The sequence below is a fragment of the Legionella sp. ST3F1 genome (assembly GCF_048553315.1).
GTDB lineage: Bacteria > Pseudomonadota > Gammaproteobacteria > Legionellales > Legionellaceae > Tatlockia > Tatlockia donaldsonii.
In genome coordinates, this window is record NZ_JBLZIO010000003.1 from 1 (window position 1) to 20,831 (window position 20,831).

Below are 20,831 nucleotides of genomic sequence, written 5' to 3' on the forward strand. Positions count from 1 at the left end.
GGTTTTACTCGCAGATGAACAGTTTAAGGCTAGTGAAATGATGAAAAATTCAGATTAGATTGAGTGCGATTGCCATAGTATTCTTGTCACGGTTCTTGTTTTTAGGTGGATGCCTCGTAAGATGTTTCAGGCTTCTTAAATGAGTTAAGCATGCACACCACATCATTAACCTGGCTTCCTTCTTTTTGCCCTGTAAGCCGGACAAGAAATACGCTCTATTGATTATAAAATAACCTTAATGCCTATTAGGAGGCAATAGATCAATTGTTAAATAATAGAAAATTTTTAAATTTTTAACTTAATAACTAATCAGCTATGTTCACTTTTTCGTTCGTGCTTCTGATTCTTCATTAAATGCCCCGATCTTGGATTTTAGTTGATTCCCTTTTTATGGAGCAGGAATGGATGCTTGTGCATAAAATGGATTGTCATATTCAGTTCCATTTTTGGTGATATAGCTAATTATTTGTTCGGCTGGCAACGAGATGGCAAGTGTATGGCATTTGTCTCTCAAGTCTGCTTCACTTAAGGTGCTTCCAGTTTCAGAAGTAGTGGGGAGAGTAATTTTATAGCAGCCATGAGCTTTTGTATCCGCATGTAAATCTGCACGGGATTGGTAAAAATTTCTATAGACGTTTGTCGGTTTTTCAATCCATCTCCAACTGTTGTATTCACCAAGGTCGTGGCCAGGATCAATTGCTTCGAAGATAGGTGTATAAAATACTAGTTCCCGATTGTTATTTTTTAGTCCGAAAAACGAAGGCATGGTGAGTTTCTCCTGTATCAGCATCTTGAGGTTTATTCATTTTTGTAAAGAAATCTAAAAGAAACAGCCTGTTAATATTTTATTCATGTTTCACCTGTATAGTACAGTCTTATTCTCATTAAATCATACATAGAATCATGACAACAGTACTGGATCAAATTAATCATGAACTCTTAGGGAGAGTAAAACCTAAGAAATCATTTACCTTGTTTAGTGATACAGAGTCTGATTTTTTCAGTGCTCTCCATAAGCAGCTTAATTTAAGTAATGATATGGCCATTCATGATTTACTGAAAGCAATCGCTATACTAGAGAGTATTCAAGCGTTTAAAAATTATTTAGATAAAGAGAGATATCGTACCCTGGATGATTTAAAGAGTTTGAAACTTGATATTCCTAAACAGGCTGTTTTTTCTGGTCGATCTAAGGTTTCTCCGGCTCTTTTCCCTATGTTGACAAAAATCCATGATTGTCTTTTTTCTGCCTACGAATTAGCTTATTTTCACGCTCGCGGTGAATTGCCAGTCAATCAAGTTGATTATCATCAAGTAATGATAGAGGAGTCGCAAAAATTTAATGAAATGAGTTTGACGACTAAACAGGCAGTGTTACCTGATGGGGCAACCATTGTTAAAGATGTGGCTAGGGGTAGTGTCACTATCGCTGGGCAAAAAATACTAACTGAGGATTCCTCTGATCCTTCGGCTATTATTGCTGCAATTGAATCATTGACCGGTGATAAAATCACCACGCCAGGTTCGAATGCTAACAAAATATTTAACTTCGGTGGTCAATTTTTGCAAGGAACCCTTTTACAAGAATTTTGTAGTACAGCCATGTTAGTGGGTAAGAAAATTGTAGGACTCGAGTCTGGTTATACCAAAGGCGCGATTAACTGGACTAAGGATGTAACAACGGGTGAATTTGTTGCACAAGTAAAACTTGAAGTGTTAACTTGTAGTTATGTCAATCATCAAAACAAGAAAGAAGCACCAAAACTCTATGCGATTGCTGCGGACGGCCACTCTTTATTAGACGTGGATGCTGATGCGGTTGAAAATATTATGCAACGGGCTAAATCCGAGTTAAATGGAAGTACTGTCAATGACATGGTTCCGATTGCTGAAATAGACGCGGTGATTCGCCTGGTTCCACAGCCCTATAAATTACCACAACAACATTTTATGAAAGTCGAAACTGCTTCTATACACTACAATACTGCCGATATGGTATCGACAAAAGAAAGAGGATTGTTAGCAGAACTTGTCATAGAACACACTAGCAGCTCTGTTACTGCTACGACAGGTTTCTAATCGTTTAGTCGATGGATAATAAGCAAACCTGGTGTTTGCTTATTTTTTTTCTAAGTTCTAGGCAACATCTGATTTCAGTATGAAACCTGTTAAGATGCCGGGGCTAAATGGGTTGATTTGATTTTGAGTTTTCAACAGGTAACGCCCAGAATTGCCATTCACTTCAAATAAGATTTGTAAGCTGGCGCTATCATTGCTATCAACAAGTACATTGACTTTTTCCAGCATCTTAAAGAATGCCCAGGGGCCCGCCTCTTCCAGTTCGTAATGATTCCCTTCAATGGAATATAACGTTAATTTTGCATCCGTTTGCGGCCAGCTAAAGAGAGTATAGGAGTCACTACTTTGATTATCCGTTAATGTCGTTTTACCAATAGTTAACTGTAAATTGGATACGACAGGATCCAAATTGATTTTTTGGAGACTAAATTCAATTTTGCTTGTTTCGGTTTCTTCAGGAAAGAACATATTGGTAATGACATTGGCACGGATTAACTCATTCGTGATCTCACTTGAAATAGGCAATACATAGCCATTTAATTCTTTGGGTTGCCATTGTGGTGTAGACGTATCTAAAAAGGGTTTCAAGTAATTATTAACAAAGACATTAAGCACACCATGGGGTGCAAAGAAACGATCAAAATCACCGAGAGCCACCTCATCTTTTTTTGAAGGATCAAGGGGATAACGATTGGCTATGGTGGTTTGGTATGCTTTATAAACAGATTGCTGCCATTGTTTATTTACATAAGTTCTACTTTCGTTAATGAAAATGAACCAGGTATCGTCCGCTAACTGTTTTGCCCAGGTAGAGACAGGTTCCGGGAGTTGACGCGCTCTATTGTACAAAGTACTGAGCGGGTCGGATAAGGTACCCCCTTGAAAACGCGTTTTGGTTAAATCAAAGATTGTACGACCCTGATCATTGATTAGTGAAAGGGTAGTAAGGAATTTTTCCAATTCATTGATATTCTGTGAAAGTTCGTTAGTGGCAGAATGACTCAGCAAATTTAAATACATGAATTGGTTAGCTACTTTTTGATTAAATAAAGCGTCATCTTCAGCCAATTCGGGGCTTGTTTGCTGTTGAATCAACTCAATAAGCTTGTTTATTGAATTATTTTGATGCAAGGTTTGAGTGAGTTGCCGTGCTTGTTGATAATCCTGGTAATGTTGTGGTTTTGTGCGCCGAATGAAATTTTGCCACCAGGTTACATATTCAAAGTAATAAGCCTCTTCCAGGAGTGCAGGCAAGTTATTCAGATCTTGACGTGCTAAAACCCAATTTTCATGTTGGAGCTGGGTTGCCAGTTTTGGCAACAACATAATGACTTCTTTAAAGCCAGCCTTTGTATAGTAAACAGGCAGTTCTTTACTGGCTAATTCAAAGCCATTCATTTCAAGATTTTGCTTCTCGGTAGAAAAGTTACTTTTTGCCAGTGAGTAATAAAGATAGGTTGCGGGTAAAGCATTGAGGTAATTCCGCGCGTCACTAACCAGTTGTCTATTAATAACCACAGGTTGCATGGGTTGTTTTAAAGCATCTTTAAGCAATAACAACTGTTTAGCTAAATTACTTGATTGGTTATTGGTTTGCCAATACTGAGAGAACCAATTGGTTACTTCGCTTTCTGAGTAATGCTCCGGTTCACCAAGCATCAGATAAATTTTCAGGGCTTGATACCGTGCTATTTGTGTTTGGGCAGGATCGGAAATGGTTTGCTCAACATGAGATAGTAATTCAGGTAAGAAATTATCGCGTAAACGATGTTTGGTATTACTATGCAATTGAATTTTTAATTGTTCAATGATTGGTACAGAAAGTACATTAGAGGGAATCTGTTGCAATTTGGTCGCAGCCAATGACAAATGGTAGAGCGCAGCAGTTTTATCATTGACTTGTCCAAGCATTGATTCATAGGCTAGTAATTCCTTACTCGCTTCATCTAATAGTTTGGATGTTTTGAAATGTTGATGAACTATCCCCAAAAACGATAAACCAAGTATTCCAGCGGTTAACCCTGTTAGTAATTTCTGAATGGTACTTGTCTGCCTGATATGGCGTTTGGTTTGTTCCTGGCAAGCTTTCAAAGCACCTTCTATAAAATAAGGCCGGTAATTGTTGGATTGAGGAAATTTATCCTGAACAGTGAGCGCATATTCGTGTTGAATCTTCTTATTTAGTCGGTCAATACTGTGACCGCCTTGTTCTGCACTGGTAAAGTAGATGGCCTGTATGCGCAACAATTGAATCGGCAAATTTTGTAATAAGGATTGTACAGGTACACGCAAGCTAGCAAGTTGCAGAGGAAATTCTCTAATTAAAGTACGTTTGGCACTGGAACGGGCAGGATGTAATTTATTGATAATTTGCTGACTTAATACTTCCAGCATTTGATCAAATTGTTGCCTGTAATTGACAAGTACCTTACTTCTCTGTTTTGTATAATCCAGGGAAAATCCGAGTGGTTTTGCAAGTTCACTGGTATGATCAGACTGAAAAAATTCGCAAAACCCGGCGAGAGTATCGAGCTTAGTCAACAGGATGAAGCCTTCAACACTGTAGCCTAAGGCATGCCCAAAACGCTCGAGCAGTTGTGCATGTGATTTACATTGTTCGACAAGTTGTACGGGTTCTGCGAGTAATAGCTCGTTACTATTAATGCATAAAATGATGCCACTGATTCTGACATTATTGTGGCAACGATTAAGTTGTTTCAGAGTATAGGCTAGTAAATTTTCACTTTGATTAAGCCAGGTTTCTCCAAGCTCTAAAATCACCCCATGCTGGTTATAGAAAAAGTTAGCACGACCTTCGGTATCAACGGGATAATGAGTCAGATTACTCTGACGTAGCAAAGCCGTTTTGCCTTGATTTACTTTGCCTGTAATCAAGACAAAAGAAATAGCATTATTCTGTGGTTTTAAGTAACCCAGAATTTTTTTTAAGGTATCACAAAGTACGGTTAAGGATTTGTCCATTAATCATCCAGTTTAGCGGTTACAGTATGCCCAAATTGAACGATTTTGGCCTGATTTTCTAATAAGGTATGGCTAATAAAATAACCGGCGACCAATATTACCAAGGCGGAGACAGCTGTAACAATGACCGGCCTGTAATTTTGGGGAAAGTTGTCAATCACTTTTTGTTCATGAAATAAACGATGTGGTTTATTGACACGGTGCTGTTGAATTAATTGATACAAGTCTTCGATTAAATTATCCAGGACTTGTCTGCCAGTTGGACGTCCATGCTGCTCCCCTTCAAAACCTGCAATCAAGCAATAATAAGCAAGTTCGATTAAATCCAGATATTGATTGGGTTGTTGTTTGATATAATTAACAATGTCAAAAAAACGCTGCTGTGGGCCTATCTCATCATGTGACGAGGGCGTGAAGGCTTTAAATTCAGCAACCTTGCCATAAAGGCGCAGATAATTTTTTCCCAACAGCTCATCAATAGTGGCACAAAGAATATAGTGCGCAAGAGCATCGATTTCTTCAGTAGATGTTTTGCTATTGACCCGGCTATGAAAAGCACGTAATTCATGCTCGATATTTTCACGGATACTTGTTATCGGCGGCAAAGAAGGTGTAATACATAAACGCTCCAAAAGAGAGAGCAATGGTCCTGCTGCTGCTACAAGCGGATTGGTAGTAAAAGGTGCAATAAATAATTTAGAACGATAATATCCTTGGGGCATTTGTTGCGCGTTAGATAATGACAGTCGGCTGACAAAAGAGGCCGAAAAGCGTTCGGCTGCCATGGTTTTACTCCAAATAGGATTAATTATCTGTAACTTTTCACCTTATTCACAATTCAGATGTTTTGGAGTCATCCAAGGATTGAGGGTGCAGTTACTATTGTTCTAAAAAAATGTGAAAGGTATTAACGATAATACGTTATCTATAAAGCCTTGTCGATAAGTTGTGTTAAAAGCAGTCAATCTTCATCAAGCGCATCGTTAAAGTAACGAAGAACCCAGTTTTCACCAAGATATTCAAAGCAGTCTTGAAGGAAATCGGCTAGCTCTTCTGCTGTTAAATGGTGCTCAAAACCAGCTGGTTCGACATGATGATGAAAATAATCATTGAAGTGGCGATAACAAAAATCGACATAATCTCGTGTATGCAAGATGAAGGTATGCCACATTTTATCCACAATTAGTAAAGGACCGAACAGATAAGTTGAGCGTTTGTTGGTTTGACGATAGGCATTAAGCCACATCCAAGCCAAGAGGTCCTGAAATAACTGGGTACTTTTTTCATGTGAAAAATCGGGGTATAGGTGGCAGAAATAGCGAACTACCCGCTCGTTTTTATAAGTTAGTAGTTCGGTAAGGGGCGGTAATCTCATTAGCGACAGCAGGCTTTTTGCCAGTCAGGTTGTTTGGTGATATGACGAACGATACGGCATATCATTTCTTTTTTGGACATTTTCAATCTCCGGAATCGTTAAATTGATTATTTGAACAGCATAATAGCTATAAATCAATCATTATTTTGCCTTGTTTACGAACACGTTGTAATTCTAAATTTGTTATAACCAAGCGTGGGCTAAAATAATAACTAACTGCTTGAGAATGATAAATTAAAACAGCCTAATTTTAATTAGAATTATTGGAACAAAGGTATTGTTCTGAGTTAGAATAGATTGTATCTAAAATATCCAGGTAACTAACTCAGATGTTTGCCAAATTAATCCTCGCATTAACTCCTATGGTATTGGCTCTGCCTTTGGCAATGGATATTTATGTGCCTGCTATCCCTCATCTAACACGGGATTTTCACGCTAGTGACACCCAAATGTTGATGACCTTGAATTTATTTATGCTCAGTGCAGGTTTTATGCAGCTAGTGATTGGGCCTATTTCTGACCATTATGGTCGTCGGAAAGTTTCACTCGTGGTAATTCTGTGTTTTGCTATTGGGTCAATCTGTTGTGGTTTGGCAGAGAACGTCTACGAATTGATTGGCTACCGCATTATTCAAGCATTAGGCTCCTGCGGTATGATCGTACTTGGTTTTGCAATGGTAAGAGATCATTATACGGGCGAAAAAAGCGCCAAAGCGTATAGTTTTTTAAATGGAATGATTTCCTTTTCTCCCATTTTTGCTACGTTTATAGGCAGTTATCTTGATCTTTATCTGGGATGGTCGGCAACTTTTTGGGCTCTTTTGCTGGTTGCCATACCTGCTTTGTATACAATAGGCATCTGGCTTGATGAGTCATTACCTGTCTCAAAGCGAACTCCTTTAACCGGAAAAATCTTTGTCCAATATTTCCATGTCATACGCAATCAGGATTTTGCTGTTTATACGATGGCCTCGGCTTTCGGCCATTGTTATCTCTATTTATTTTGTGCCTTGTCTCCTTATCTGATTCTTCGTGCTCTTCACATTCCACAAACTCATTATGGATTTTATTTTTGTTTTATGGGGATCTCTCTGCTGTTTGGCAGTTTTGTTGGCGGTTCGATTGTTGAGCGCCTGGGTATTTTAAAAACCTGTCTCTTGGGTTATTTGCTAACCCTTGTTGGGGGATTATGGATGCTTACCTGGTATTTGCTCCAGGGCTTAAGTATTCACAATTTTATTTATCCGATGTTACTTATCGGCACGGGTGGCACCTTCTGTATGGGAGCTGGTACAGGCGGTTCTATGGCACCCTTTGAAGAAGCAAAAGGAGCTGCTGCAGCGGCTGGAGGGGCATTACGCTTTTTATTTGCAGGACTTGTTGGTTATTTATTGATTAATAAAACCGTGACCTCTACCTTGCCTTTAGCAATCCCCGCTGTTTTATTTAGTCTTATTGGTATCAGTGTATTAGTCTTATCTAATCGCGAAACCGAGACCGAAACGGATATTGCTTATGATAGTTAAAATCTATCAAATTTATCAATATATTCGATTTTACTTATAATCGTCCTTTGCCTACAGTTACAGATGTAAACCCCACAAATTGGAGAGGACTATGATTACTGTAGGCAACAAATTTCCTGAGTTTCATCTTAAAGCGACTGTCACGAATGATATCCATAATGCTTTTAAAGTAATTACCAATGAAACTTATGAAGGTAAATGGCTGGTTTTGTTTTTTTGGCCCAAAGACTTTACCTTTGTTTGTCCCACTGAAATTGCGGAGTTTGGCAAGCTTAATAGCCAATTTAATGAACGCGATGCCCAAGTCTTAGGGGCTAGCACTGATAGTGAGTTTGTTCATTTGGCGTGGAGAAATCAACATCCTGATTTGCGCGAATTACCTTTCCCAATGCTGGCTGATATTAAACGGGAATTAACTCAGGCTCTGGGTATTCTTGATGAGCAAGAAGGTGTTGCCCAGCGTGCTACTTTTATCATTGATCCCGAAGGAACGACACGTTTTGTCATGGTCACTGATTTGAATGTTGGTCGTAATCCGCAAGAAGTACTACGCGTCCTTGATGCCTTGCAAACGGATGAATTGTGTCCCTGTAATTGGAAAAAAGGTGAACAAACTATTCATCTGGACTAATTAACTCCATTCATTGAGGATAAAACCATGTTAGACACAATAAAACAACAATTGCCTGATTTTGCCAAAGATACGCGTCTTAATTTGAGTAAAGTTTTGGATTTCACTCAGCTGGATGGCTTGACGGAACAACAAATTACTGGTGCTGCTTTGGCTGTGGCTTACCAGCTAAATAATAAAGAATTGATTGTCACTTTAAGTAAACTGGCTAATGATGAAAAAACTGTCGAAGCAGCAAAACTTGCTACAAGCTTAATGGCAATGACGAATATTTATTATCGTTTTGTTCATCTCAGTGGCCAAGCGGAATTAACCCAAATGCCAGCAGGTTTACGTATGCAAGGGATAACAAACCCTGGTGTTGATCGGGTTACTTTTGAAGTGCTGTGTTTGGCAGTATCGGCTTTAAATGGTTGTGGTACTTGTATCAGCTCTCACAGTCGTCAATTACAGGAACATGGTTTTTCAACATCAGCACTGGCACGTATTGGCCGTATTTCTGCGGTAGTGTATGCGGTACACATTAGTTTGAGTTGTAATCAGTAGATTAATTGCTGTCCCGAACAATTTTGTTGCGATTGCGAAGAGCAGTGCAGGCAATCAGGTTTGTTATTTTAGGTGGGTTCGATAGCGTCGAAACCAATAGAGGTTAATGAATCAAAAGACGGTGTCTTTTTACAGAATAACGTTCGCTAGGCGAACGTTATTTAACTATTCCACAAGCGATTCGGGCCCCGCCGCCGCCAAGAGGGGGCGCATCACTATAATTATCACCACCGGCATGTATCATGACAGCCAATCCTTTAAGATCGCTCGTTTTCAGACGGGGAGCCAGAATAGGTACACTAGCATTGCCATTTTCCATCACATACAAGACCGGTAAATCACCCAGATGCCCTTTACCATAAGGACCCTGGTGGCTATTTGTATTTTGAGGATCATAGTGACCGCCAGCATGCATGCCAGTATCACCACAATCAGGGTGTTGGTGTAAATGGAAGCCGTGTAAACCTGGGGGCAGCGTTGTGAGACTAGGTTCTATTAGCAGGCCAAGCTCGGTGTCTGTGAAAACAACGTGTCCTATGTCCTTTTTGTCGCCTGCAGTAGAATAAATGGTTGTTGTGATTTGTCCGGCATGACCTGTCGCAATCAGGAGTGTAGATAGAACGAAGCCAGCGATTTTTTTCATAGTGCTTCCTGCTTATTAAATAATTCAGTTCTTGATGGTCAATTCTACTTTGCCTGCAAATGTTTTAATAGGTTTGTTAGTCAAATTTTAAGAAATAAGATCCGGGGAATGAAGGTAAATAGTAACCAATTGGAGCTAGACCACTACGCATTTATCTTGTTAAAATATTAGTCTTTTTGTTAGCCGGTTTTTCTTGTGGGCTCTTTAAAAGTACATTGTGCATTGGTCCTTACCTTATTATTTTGGGCTTCAGCCTTTGTCGGAATTCGAGTTGGGTTGACGGCTTATTCTCCAGGCGCACTTGCTTTATTACGATTTCTGGTCGCTTCTTTTGCTATGGCAATAATTTATTTCTATCTTCCCGCTAAGAAAAAAATCTCTTGGTCAGAGCGCTTACAGTTGCTGTTGCTGGGAGTGGCGGGCATTGGTATCTATAACATTTGTCTGAATTATGGGGAACTAAGTGTTTCTGCAGGGGTGGCCAGCTTTATTATCGGATTGATTCCAGTTGTTACTATTGTTTTATCAGTTCTATTTTTGCATGAGCGTCCAGGTTCTGCTGTTTGGGTGGGTATCCTGATCAGTTTTATGGGACTTTTGTTTTTGATACTAGGGGAAGAAGAGCGTTCTGCTTCCATGATAAGTGGTGCATTGGTTATTTTAATTGCTACTTTTATGGGGGCTTTTTATACTGTGGCGCAAAAGCGTTACTTGCGAAATTATCACCCCGTAGCGGTAACCGCCTGGATAATATGGGGCGGCACTTTCATGCTGCTTATTTTTTCCCCTCAGTTATGGCAAGAAATCAAAATCGCTAGCCAAGAGGCGACTTTTGCTGCCGTCTATATGGGAGTTTTTCCTGCGGCTTTTGCCTATGTGGGATGGAGTTATGTTTTGCACCATTGGTCTGCTTACAAAGCGTCCATGTATCTTTATGCTTTACCGCTGTTATCGACATTCATGGGTTTTATTTTACTGCATGAAGAGTCATCAGTTTTATCGCTATGCGGTGGTGTTATTTCTTTAACAGGCGCTTTGCTGGCTACTCGATTACGAGTGTCTCAACCTGTCTTGGCCCAGGTTGAGACACTCCCGAAAAATGGCTGAAGTAAATTATCGAGTTTGAACGCAGAAAAAATCTTGAGTAAACCTAGCCGCTTGCTCTGATTGCGACAGGCGTGGGGGGTGTTGCATCGTCTTCCGCCAAAAATGCTGCAATAGGGGGTAATTGCAGGAGATTGGAGATCCTTAATGCATGCTCGGAAGCCAATTCAGGCGTTTTATATTGTCCATTGGATTCAAAGAACAGAGTCATTGATGTTTGGGCAAAAGCTTCTGCTGCAGAGGCTTTAACAAAGCGATCGGGGGGTAATAAACTGTTTTTAACTGTCTGTTCAAGTTCAGGGTTGGCATCGTTGTATTCTGGTTTGCTGCGTGAATAGACGGTGCTTTTGAAGTTCCAAAAAATAAACTCGGCATTAAGTAGTAGCATTTCACCACCAAATTGAGGTTCACTTTTTTTGTATTTATTAAATTGCTCTTGTTTTTCAGGCGTTGCAAAAAAAGTATTCCGGTCTATTTTTTTTAATCCATCAAAAATTAATTTTATTCCACTATGATTACTGTTGTAGCCGAGCAATCTTTGCAAAAAAAATATTTTTTCACCGCTTGCGGTTTCATAGGCCCCGTAGGCGAAAAGGCCATTTAATTCCTCTGGTGTTGCTGGTGAGAAGTCACCATGGAAGAAATTGAACGTTCCTTCTTCGACGATAAGAAATAAAAATTTCCCTTGCATAGACTCCCTCCTAAATGCTGCACACAATAGGGAGAGTAATGCAAAAAATGATTGAGATGCAAATTACGGCATGAAACGGGTTAAGATCTAAGGCTGTTAGATTGCGCTAAAAGCATTATACTCTTGTTTTCTGTCCTTTTGTGAGTACTCATGGAATTGAGAATTGATAATACCCCCTTCAAGGCATTATTCGAACCGCTTGATTTAGGTTTTACCCAGTTAAAAAACCGGTTGCTTATGGGATCCATGCATACAGGTTTGGAAGAAGATAAAGAGGGCTTGCAGCGTTTAGCGGCTTTTTACCGCGAGAGGGCACAAGGTGGTGCCGGTTTGATAGTAACGGGAGGGTTTGCGCCCAATCGCTCCGGGCGTTTGGCTCCGTTTGCAGCAAAATTGACCTCTATTAAGGAGCAACAACGTCATGAGATTGTGACCCACACTGTTCATGAGGGGGGCGGCAAGATCGCTCTTCAAATCTTACACGCTGGCCGTTATGGTTATCATCCCTTTATCGTTGCTCCCAGTGCTTTAAAATCACCGATCAGTCCGTTTAAACCCTGGATGATGAGTAAGCGTCGTATCGCAAAAACCATTAACCACTTCGCCCGTTGTGCCCGTCTTGCAAAAGCAGCAGGCTATGACGGGGTAGAAATTATGGGTAGTGAAGGGTATCTCATTAATCAATTTATTGTGAGCCATACCAATCAGCGCCAAGACGAGTGGGGTGGTGATTTTACTAACCGCATGCGTTTTCCGATAGAAGTGGTACGGAGTGTGCGTGAGGCAGTGGGCGAACATTTTATTATTATTTATCGTTTATCAATGCTCGATCTGATTGCCGATGGCAGCAGTTGGGAAGAAGTGGTTACTCTGGCGAAAGCAATCGAACAAGCCGGGGCCAGTTTGATTAATACCGGTATTGGTTGGCATGAAGCACGTATCCCTACAATTGCCACCATGGTTCCTCCGGCAGCATTTACTTCAGTGACCAAACGGCTCAAACCAGAAATTAATATTCCGGTGATCACTTCCAATCGAATCAATACACCAGAATTGGCTGACCGTTTAATTAGGGAAGGGGTTGCTGACATGGTGTCAATGGCAAGGCCGTTCTTGGCTGACGCGCAGTTCGCTGAAAAAGCCAGGATAGGGGAGAGTCAAGCAATTAATGTTTGTATTGCCTGTAATCAGGCTTGCTTGGACAGGGTATTTGTGAATAAAACAGCATCCTGTCTAGTCAATCCGCGTGCTGGCAATGAGACAGAGTTAGTTTATCAAGCGGTACATCATTCCAAAAAAATTGCTGTTGTTGGTGCCGGGCCAGCGGGTCTTGCATTTGCAACAGTGGCTGCTGAACGTGGCCATCAAGTGACCTTGTTTGAAAAAAATGACGTTTTGGGTGGGCAGTTTAATTTGGCAAAAAACATCCCGGGTAAAGAAGAATTTCAGCATACTATTGATTATTTCATGCATCAATTGAAAAAATTTCAAGTTGATATTCGGTTAAACACCGCCGCCAATGTGGATTTACTGTGTGATTTTGATGAGGTCGTGCTCGCAACAGGAATTAAGCCAAGGATACCTGATATTCACGGGATAGATCATGAAAAAGTCATGAGTTATGTGGAACTGATTCAACAGCAAAAAATTCCTGGTAAGCGAGTAGCTATTATTGGTGCAGGTGGTATTGGCTTTGATGTGGCTGAATGGTTAACCCATGAACATGTTAACGAGCATCCACAACAATTTTATGATGAGTGGGGTATTGATATCGAAACTGAACATCGCGGTGGTGTAAAGCCCCCGGAGATCAGTAAAAGTCCGCGACAAGTGTATTTATTACAGCGCAAAAAGGAAAAGCATGGAAAGCGGTTGGGAAAAACTACCGGCTGGATCCATCGTTTAAGCTTAAAACACAAACAGGTTAAAATGCTTGCCGGTGTAGAATATGAGCGGATAGACGATCAGGGCTTGCATATTCGAATTGATGATAAAGCACAGGTTTTAGAGGTAGATTCAATCGTGGTTTGTGCCGGACAGGATGAATTGCGAGATCTGTTTGAACCTTTGAAACAAAGAAAGCAATCGGTGCATTTGGTTGGTGGTGCTTTTAAAGCGTTGGAATTGGATGCACGTCATGCCATTGATCAAGCTTGTCGTTTGGCAGCCTTGTTGTAAAAATCATCGGAGTTAAACGGTGAAAGGTAGATAACGCAGTCAACTAGCCGTTGAAAGAGAAAATAGATGGAAAAATGAAAATAAGATCACTGAGCTACAAGTTTCAGACGCCTATAAAAGGAAAAAATCTGTGAATCAAATAGAAATTCTTAAACGGATTTATTTTCCAATAGGCCATTAAATTTTTATTTTGGGTTTAAAAACAATAAACTATTTATAGACTTGAATCCATCTTGGTTAAGTTTATTGTTGATCTTTTATTGTTTTAGGAAGGTTGGGGAAAATAAAATTCGTGCATCAGCCTGCTTATTTTGTTATAATACTGAGCAATTTTTATATCGCTTTACCCCTTTAAGCATTACGCTTTAATCTATTGGAATTTTTATGACACAAGAATTAGCAAGCTTCGCAGCGCTCAATTTATCGGATCTTTTACTGAAAGCGCTCGAAGATATGAAATTTAAAGTCCCATCAGCTATTCAGGCACAAACTATACCTGTCTTGTTGGAAGGACGGGATGTAATCGCGCAAGCACAAACAGGAACTGGAAAGACGGCTGCTTTTGCCTTACCTATTTTGCAACGATTAGTGCAGAAATCGCAGGCTACCCAGGCATTAATTTTAGCTCCAACACGCGAATTAGCCATTCAGGTTGCTGAACAATTTGAAACCTTGAGTGCCCATCAAAACATCACTGTCTCTGTGCTTTGCGGCGGACAAGAATATCGCCGTCAGTTAAAACAACTACGTGAAGGCGCGCAAGTTGTGGTAGGTACGCCAGGGCGAATTCTCGATCACATCGATCGCGGTACTTTACAATTAGGCCATTTAAGCACTTTTGTTCTTGATGAGGCCGATGAAATGTTGCGAATGGGTTTTATCGAAGACGTGGAAACTATTCTTTCCAAATTGCCGGCTGAAAAGCAAATGGCCCTATTTTCGGCTACGATGCCCCACCGTATTCGCCAGATTGCCAACAGTTATTTGAATAATCCGGTTTCTGTTGAGATTCGTTCAGAAACAGCTACCGTAAAAAGTATTGAGCAACGCTTTTTGTTTGCTTCACCGGCACAAAAAACAGATGCTTTACTGCGTGTATTGGCTGTAGAAGAGTCTCAAGGTGTTATTGTATTTGTGCGCACCAAAAGCAGTACAGAAGAAGTGGCAGAAGTTTTACAGCAACAGGGATATCGCGCTATGGCAATCCATGGTGATATCACCCAGGCTTTGCGTGAACGAATTATTGCGCAATTCAGACAAGGGACAATTGATATTTTAGTCGCTACTGATGTTGCAGCGCGCGGGTTAGATGTTGAACGTGTTACCCATGTAATTAATTATGATGTACCGCATGATTGTGAAACTTATGTCCATCGCATTGGCCGTACAGGTCGCGCCGGTCGCAGTGGTGTAACGATTTTATTTGTAACACCGAAAGAAGCACGTATTCTAAATACAATAGAACGTCATACTCGTCAGCGTATCGAAAAAATTGTAGTGCCGAATGATTACATGATCCAGGTGGCGAGACAGCAGCGCTTTATGGCAACTATTACGGCGCGGTTACAACATGAGAATTTACCTGCCTATCAACGTATCATTGAAGAGTTTGTCAAAGAAAATCAGGTCTCTGCGACTGATGTAGCAGCTGCACTTGCTTTATTACTAAATCAGGATAAGCCGTGGCAACGCGAACTCTCTCTTCCAAAGCCTGCGCGTTCTGTTAAAGAGGCGCGAGTTAGGGAGGGGGATTTTAAAGCAGGTCGTAATGCTGAGCGTAAGAGCGATAAAGGTAAAGATAGAAAGCATTTCCGTGATGATCATCCACAGGAATTATTCCGTATCGATATTGGTCGTGTGCATGGCGTTAAACCGGGTAATATTGTTGGTGCTATTGCCAATGAAGCCGGATTACAAAGCCGTTTTATTACCGGACTCAAAATTCATGATGATCACTCCACTGTACGTCTACCCAAAGGAATGCCCAAAGAAGTATTTCAGGAGTTGAATAAAGCTTGGGTATGCGGCCGGCAATTGAAATTAACTTCCCTAGAGATGGCGTAAGCCTTATCAGAGACGGCTGTCGCATGGCAGCCGGTTTTAAAATAAATCATATACAATTAATTTCATTAATTGAGAAAAATCATAGACCGTTAAAGATAACCGGTTCAGTAATTGTTTTCAGAAGACGATATATCGCTGCTAAACGGTAAATTATTTTTAATAGCTCTCAATTTCAATCTAAAGAGCACCTTCCACCCTTTAACAATAGTAATTTTGGGCAATAGAAATTAAATAATATTAGAAATTTCCACTAATATTATTATCAAAAAGATAATTTTTTATCCAAATTCTTAATAGTTTCTTAAGTTTTATTTCTTATTATATCTGCATGGTATTAAGATAGAAGCAGTATTTATGTTGATAAGATATTTGAAAAGACTTGATGCAGCTCTAAGAATGGCAGAGATAAGGTTAAATCGTGGCCGCAATGATTTGGCTCAGGCATCTCTAGATGTTGCAGAAAATTATTTAAATTTGCTGGAAAGCAGTTTTTCAGATGATCTATATATCAAAGATACAAAAAATAAGATGTTTGTTAATTATCTTTCTCAGGCTAAAGCCAAATACGAATATTTGGTAGATAGTTGTGCTTCCATTGAAAGGTCAGATTCACCTGAAAAATTATTAGCCGATGCCCTTAATTTTTCGGAATCTCAACGACAATTAGGTCTGGATCGTTATTGTTTCTTTTCTTCACAGGGTACTGAAAAAGTCAAGACAGAAAAGACAGCAGAATCTCAGCACCGTTTGAGTACAGATCGTTATCGCTTCTTATCTCAAAAAGCCGAAGAAAACCCCGGTGCAGCAGCTTCAGACGCTAGTAATCAGTTTTCGCTTTTTAGCTAAGGGCTGTTGAGGCAATCACTAAGGTTAACCTGGATTGCCTCGGCAAAATTCTTTCCTGATGAACGATTCAATTTATTCCCAACGTTAATTGTAATCCTGATTGTCCAAGAAAAAAGGCTATCTGCTGCCTCTCCCTTGCACTACACTTGGTGCGAATCGATTTCCCAGCCTAATTTCAGGCTAATAAAATGAAAAAAACCTTAATTATTATCGTCATAACGATGATTTTTCTGCTTGTGAAACCTGAGAAATGGAGGGCTATCAATCAAAATAATCTTTGTAGAGCTTGACGTAAGTCCCATCGGTCTCAAGCTGGATTAAAGCCTGATTAATACGGTCAATTAACGCTTGCCTTCCGTGAGCGGTGATGATGCCGTAGCCGCTTCCCAGAGAGATTTTTTCACCAACCAATTTGAATTGAGCTTTCAATTCCTCTCCTGCACACCAAAATTTGGCTACTTGTTCATGAATTAATACGACATCGACTTCTTTTTCAGCCAGGGCTTGCAGTAATTCCGGTAGCTCCGTATATTGCTTAATTTTTGCTACATCGCGGTATTTTTTTTCAACCATGGATGTAAATAATGCGTTAGACCAGGTGCCAATTCGTTTGCCGTGTATATCAGCTTCCGAGTTAATGGGGTTTTGTAAAGTGGTCATCAATTGGCCGTCGCTAGTGAGGTAGGGTAAGCTAACCAGGAATTGATATTGAATATCAGGAGTAATTGAAATCGCACCAATACCCAAGTCGACTTTTTGCTCTTTGACCATAGTGAGTAACTGTGCGTAACCAACGGGGACATAATGACACTCGGCTTGTATTTTTTTACATACAGCATCCATCAGTTCTACATCAAAACCGAAAAAATGATTATTATCTGCGACAACACTGAATGGAGGCACATAAGATAGAATGGCAATTTTCAGTGTTTCGGCGCGTGAAAAGGTCATGCTACACAATAGAAGGATTAGTGCAACAAACCGCATAGAGATAGTCCTTTATTTAATCTAATTTAACAATAGTTTGCTTAGAGATGGTTGTCAAAGAAGGCATCGAGAAATGAAATTGGAGCGAGGCGATGGCAATAAAAATTTCACTGGATCATCCAACCTTTACTCTACGAGAGAAAGTTCAAGAAATTAACAAAACTTTTTTAGCTGATTATGGTTTTAGTTATTTTCAATATTTGAGATGTTTTGATGATGGTTCTATAAGTTTGCTAACTAATAACACAGGTCTGATAGAGTATTTCCAGCACGTAGATAATTCGCCGGTTGTTTTTTCTTCCTTTAATAATGACTATGAAAATTCACATTCTTATTGGTTTTTGTGGGATGAGGTTTTGCCAAAATTCCCGGTGCAACTGGCACGAGAGAAATTTCATTTTCATAATGGAATTACTTTAGTAAGGCGCTCAAGAAATTATTACGATATGATTGCTGTTGCTTTATCTGCAGAACAAGCCAACGCGGGATCATTTTATTTGAATAAATTAAAAATTATTGAACACTATATCAATGATTTTGATAAACAAAATAAAGAGTTAATTACGCTTATCAATAATAATAAAATAATCCTGCCCAGTTCCTATCGCGATGTTAATTATCAAAAAATTTGTTTAACAAAAGGACGTATCACGGTTACAGGTAAAGAAGGCTTAACTTATATTACATCCCAGGAATTAGCCTGTTTACGTTTGTTATTACAAGGCGCCTCCTATAAAGAAGCCGCGAAGTTACTCCATTTATCTTCCCGTACCGTCGAGACTTATATAGATAGAATAAAACAGCGCACCGGTTTTTTTTCTCGCTCCGAGATTGAGCGCGCTCTTTTGTGTCCGTAGTAAGCACGGACAGCGTTCTTATTAACAACCTTTTATACTACCGCTTGTAGTTTTCAGGTATCGCCGTTATGGGCTGTTATTAAAGAAGGATTCATTATGAAAATTGAAGAAAGAACATGGGCAGAAGAATTATTTAAGAACTTTTGTGCTGGATACAAAGCGCGTGATTTGCCTTATTTGCTTAGTCTGTTTACTAAAAACAGCACTATGTGGGGCTCAGGTATTGATGAATACCGCGTCGGCCTAAAACAAATCGAAGAGCAATTATTGCGTGATTGGGGTCAATCAGAGGCAGGTGAAATTCAAATTCTATCTTTTGTGCCCGGTAACAAAAAAGAGGGTTTATGGTCTGCCGCTCTTTGTGAAGCAAAGGTGACTATAGCCGGTAAGGAACATCTTTTCTCCCATTTAAGAGGAACAATGGTTATAGAGAAAGAAGAAGACTCTTGGAAAATTGCTCATATGCATGCTTCTTTTCCTGATTATAGAAATTTGGAAGGCAATTCTTTTCCTGCACAGCAATAGCAAAGGATCCATTGATGGTGGAGAGTTCATTGATTCTCCACGATTCTTCTTTGAATTAGTGATCAATTTTCTGCATTAAATAGTTTGCCAGTTCATTTCGAGCATATATTTTATAGATAAAATCGGCTTCCCGTTCTTGAGGTTTACCTTGCAGCGAGTCAAAACGATGAGATTGATAGGTTACAATGAGGTGGTAATTTTTAAAAAAATCATGCTGTTGTAACACTTCGGTGAGGTCATTGCCACGTTGCCATTGAGGGTAATAGGTTCGGATAACCCAATCAGGCTTTATCTTTTGTTGTAAATCTTGTGCATACAAAGGGAGTGAGAGATGAATCCTGGTACTTGTCATTTCAGCATTGGTCAAACATTGACTATCGATAAATTGAAGATCTTTTCTCGCAAAGAAGGGAATGATTCCACAATCAGCCAAGAGTATTTTTGCATTGGGTGTTGCATAGCGGTTTAAAAATTCCACAACTTTCATACGTATAGCTGAACGCTGTTGATAGTGTTTAACCTCTGTATCGATGTCCACTATTTTTCCGGTGGGAATAAAAAGATGAGTAAAGAGCACGATGATTAACAGACTGGCTAAGGTGTTATTTTTGGCTGAAAAATGAAAATTAGTTAAAAATTCTTTCACCCCTAAAACAGGTAAGAGGCTGAAAACACTAAAAGCGGCTAAAAAAAGGCGGTTGTAATAAGCTATAACGGGATCAGCGCGACATAAAAGCAGGCAATACAATAGTGATGGTAGCCAAAGTAGTAGATGCCGACAGTCTTTACGGGCCAATAAATAAGGAAGGCTTAAAATCAAGCAGGGAAATAGAAGGTATAAATAATCAATGACTAGATGAAAGCTGTGAGTACTAACAATGGCCTTACAGCGATAACTATTAGGGAGCAGATGGCCAAAGTAAATAAGACGCCAGCCAAAATAGATGCTATAGGGCAGGATAAAACCAAGGGCAAAAATAATAAACATACTGCGTAGTTGAGAGGATGGGAGTTTATTGTGAGAATGGCAGCAGAGTAGGAAAACAATGGGCGCAATGATCCACAACAATCCCTCAAACCGTGTTAGCGCCAGTAAAGTCAAGTTCAAGCAACCGATTAACCATGCTCTGGCGTGGTAACGATTCTTTTTGAAAGGGATTGCAGAATCCTGCCATTGACTGAAGCCCAGGGCTGATGCAGTTTGCCAACTCATGAGTAAAGCCAGAGCAACAAAAAAACTGGTTTCAAATCCACTTACAGTCCACCAACTAACCCCTTGATAATGGCTAAACAGATAAACAGGTAGCATAGCCAGCAAAGGCGACAAAAAAGTTCGCGCGAATTGGTAAAGAAAAACGAAGGCAGCCAATAAACTTACACTCGCAAAACATTTAATGGCTGGAATTAAAGGTACACCTAGCTTGATAAATAGTGAGGCAAGCAGAACCCAGAGAAAATTAGAGTAACCCTCAACCGGAGGCGTATTGGCATACCAGCGAAAACCTAAGCCATTAGCCATGGTCTGAGCATAATGCCAGCTGATAAATGCATCATCGGTGGTAAAAGGCCACGCATGGTATAGCGCATTGACTAATTGCAGTAAAATAAGCACAGCCAGTAAAACGGTGAGGAAAGACTCCAGGGGGATTCGATGAGCATTCAAACGATTTTAATCCTTTACTTTAATTGAAGATTCCTCTTCGGGTTCCTCATTTTACGAAGTATGCTTTTTTCGTACAAGAAAAGATTGATCGTCCAGGCATTTTACAGGCCTATTTTCAAGAGGTTATAGTAGAT

At 39.9% G+C, this 20,831-nt stretch carries 18 protein-coding genes and 1 other RNA gene; 10 read left to right on the top strand and 9 right to left on the bottom strand.

The features are described 5' to 3' along the window. Positions 1–103 precede the first annotated feature (103 nt). A non-coding RNA gene (gene ssrS / locus ACN4Z1_RS03260) (6S RNA) lies at positions 104–179 on the bottom strand. A 209-nt stretch (positions 180–388) separates the two neighbouring features. Next, positions 389–766, bottom strand: coding sequence for a hypothetical protein (locus ACN4Z1_RS03265; RefSeq protein WP_228363251.1), 378 nt, complete (start codon positions 764–766; stop codon positions 389–391). A gap of 137 nt (positions 767–903) precedes the next feature. Between ACN4Z1_RS03265 and ACN4Z1_RS03270 the strand changes: the two genes are divergently transcribed. Then, positions 904–2,079: a hypothetical protein gene (locus ACN4Z1_RS03270; protein ID WP_228363250.1), complete on the top strand. Its 1,176-nt coding sequence runs from the start codon at positions 904–906 to the stop codon at positions 2,077–2,079. A gap of 57 nt (positions 2,080–2,136) precedes the next feature. On the opposite strand, the gene icmF is transcribed toward ACN4Z1_RS03270, so the two are convergent. From icmF to ACN4Z1_RS03285, 3 genes are all read right to left on the bottom strand, one after another. After that, a complete protein-coding gene (gene icmF / locus ACN4Z1_RS03275) occupies positions 2,137–5,061 on the bottom strand; it encodes a type IVB secretion system protein IcmF (RefSeq protein ID WP_228363249.1) in 2,925 nt (974 codons plus the stop codon). Then, positions 5,061–5,846, bottom strand: coding sequence for a type IVB secretion system protein IcmH/DotU (gene icmH, locus ACN4Z1_RS03280; RefSeq protein WP_115220607.1), 786 nt, complete (start codon positions 5,844–5,846; stop codon positions 5,061–5,063). Before icmH ends, icmF begins: the two co-directional genes overlap by 1 nt. Before the next feature lie 176 nt (positions 5,847–6,022). Next, entirely contained in the window at positions 6,023–6,436 is a 414-nt protein-coding gene (locus tag ACN4Z1_RS03285; RefSeq protein WP_115220608.1) for a hypothetical protein, read from the bottom strand. A gap of 329 nt (positions 6,437–6,765) precedes the next feature. On the opposite strand from ACN4Z1_RS03285, the gene ACN4Z1_RS03290 reads away from it, so the two are divergent. From ACN4Z1_RS03290 to ACN4Z1_RS03300, 3 genes are all read left to right on the top strand, one after another. Further along, entirely contained in the window at positions 6,766–7,962 is a 1,197-nt protein-coding gene (locus tag ACN4Z1_RS03290; protein WP_228363248.1) for a multidrug effflux MFS transporter, read from the top strand. Between the two features lie 91 nt (positions 7,963–8,053). Further along, positions 8,054–8,593, top strand: a complete 540-nt coding sequence (locus ACN4Z1_RS03295) for a peroxiredoxin (RefSeq protein ID WP_115220610.1) — start codon at positions 8,054–8,056, stop codon at positions 8,591–8,593. Between the two features lie 27 nt (positions 8,594–8,620). Then, complete coding sequence (locus tag ACN4Z1_RS03300; RefSeq protein ID WP_228363247.1) at positions 8,621–9,139, top strand: carboxymuconolactone decarboxylase family protein; 519 nt, start codon at positions 8,621–8,623, stop codon at positions 9,137–9,139. 157 nt (positions 9,140–9,296) lie between these two features. On the opposite strand, the gene ACN4Z1_RS03305 is transcribed toward ACN4Z1_RS03300, so the two are convergent. Beyond that, the gene (locus ACN4Z1_RS03305) at positions 9,297–9,782 is read right to left on the bottom strand and encodes a superoxide dismutase family protein (protein ID WP_228363246.1); all 486 of its coding nucleotides are present in this window, start codon (positions 9,780–9,782) and stop codon (positions 9,297–9,299) included. Positions 9,783–9,977: 195 nt separating this feature from the next. Here ACN4Z1_RS03305 and ACN4Z1_RS03310 point away from each other — a divergent pair, with 195 nt between their 5' ends. Further along, complete coding sequence (locus ACN4Z1_RS03310; protein WP_228363245.1) at positions 9,978–10,889, top strand: DMT family transporter; 912 nt, start codon at positions 9,978–9,980, stop codon at positions 10,887–10,889. Positions 10,890–10,932: 43 nt separating this feature from the next. On the opposite strand, the gene ACN4Z1_RS03315 is transcribed toward ACN4Z1_RS03310, so the two are convergent. Then, positions 10,933–11,577 (bottom strand): hypothetical protein, encoded by a 645-nt coding sequence (locus ACN4Z1_RS03315; protein ID WP_228363244.1) that lies wholly within the window; start codon positions 11,575–11,577, stop codon positions 10,933–10,935. 150 nt (positions 11,578–11,727) lie between these two features. Here ACN4Z1_RS03315 and ACN4Z1_RS03320 point away from each other — a divergent pair, with 150 nt between their 5' ends. From ACN4Z1_RS03320 to ACN4Z1_RS03330, 3 genes are all read left to right on the top strand, one after another. Beyond that, positions 11,728–13,755, top strand: coding sequence for an NADPH-dependent 2,4-dienoyl-CoA reductase (locus tag ACN4Z1_RS03320; protein ID WP_228363243.1), 2,028 nt, complete (start codon positions 11,728–11,730; stop codon positions 13,753–13,755). A gap of 384 nt (positions 13,756–14,139) precedes the next feature. After that, positions 14,140–15,819, top strand: a complete 1,680-nt coding sequence (locus tag ACN4Z1_RS03325) for a DEAD/DEAH box helicase (RefSeq protein WP_228363242.1) — start codon at positions 14,140–14,142, stop codon at positions 15,817–15,819. Positions 15,820–16,173: 354 nt separating this feature from the next. After that, positions 16,174–16,665, top strand: a complete 492-nt coding sequence (locus ACN4Z1_RS03330; RefSeq protein WP_228363241.1) for a hypothetical protein — start codon at positions 16,174–16,176, stop codon at positions 16,663–16,665. 261 nt (positions 16,666–16,926) lie between these two features. On the opposite strand, the gene ACN4Z1_RS03335 is transcribed toward ACN4Z1_RS03330, so the two are convergent. After that, positions 16,927–17,652, bottom strand: a complete 726-nt coding sequence (locus ACN4Z1_RS03335; RefSeq protein ID WP_115220617.1) for a transporter substrate-binding domain-containing protein — start codon at positions 17,650–17,652, stop codon at positions 16,927–16,929. Positions 17,653–17,744: 92 nt separating this feature from the next. Between ACN4Z1_RS03335 and ACN4Z1_RS03340 the strand changes: the two genes are divergently transcribed. Together ACN4Z1_RS03340 and ACN4Z1_RS03345 are read left to right on the top strand one after the other, a co-directional pair. Beyond that, positions 17,745–18,509 (top strand): helix-turn-helix transcriptional regulator, encoded by a 765-nt coding sequence (locus ACN4Z1_RS03340; RefSeq protein WP_228363240.1) that lies wholly within the window; start codon positions 17,745–17,747, stop codon positions 18,507–18,509. A 96-nt stretch (positions 18,510–18,605) separates the two neighbouring features. Next, a complete protein-coding gene (locus tag ACN4Z1_RS03345) occupies positions 18,606–19,034 on the top strand; it encodes a nuclear transport factor 2 family protein (protein WP_228363239.1) in 429 nt (142 codons plus the stop codon). A 55-nt stretch (positions 19,035–19,089) separates the two neighbouring features. On the opposite strand, the gene ACN4Z1_RS03350 is transcribed toward ACN4Z1_RS03345, so the two are convergent. Next, complete coding sequence (locus ACN4Z1_RS03350; RefSeq protein ID WP_228363238.1) at positions 19,090–20,697, bottom strand: protein LphB; 1,608 nt, start codon at positions 20,695–20,697, stop codon at positions 19,090–19,092. Between the last annotated feature and the right edge of the window lie 134 nt (positions 20,698–20,831).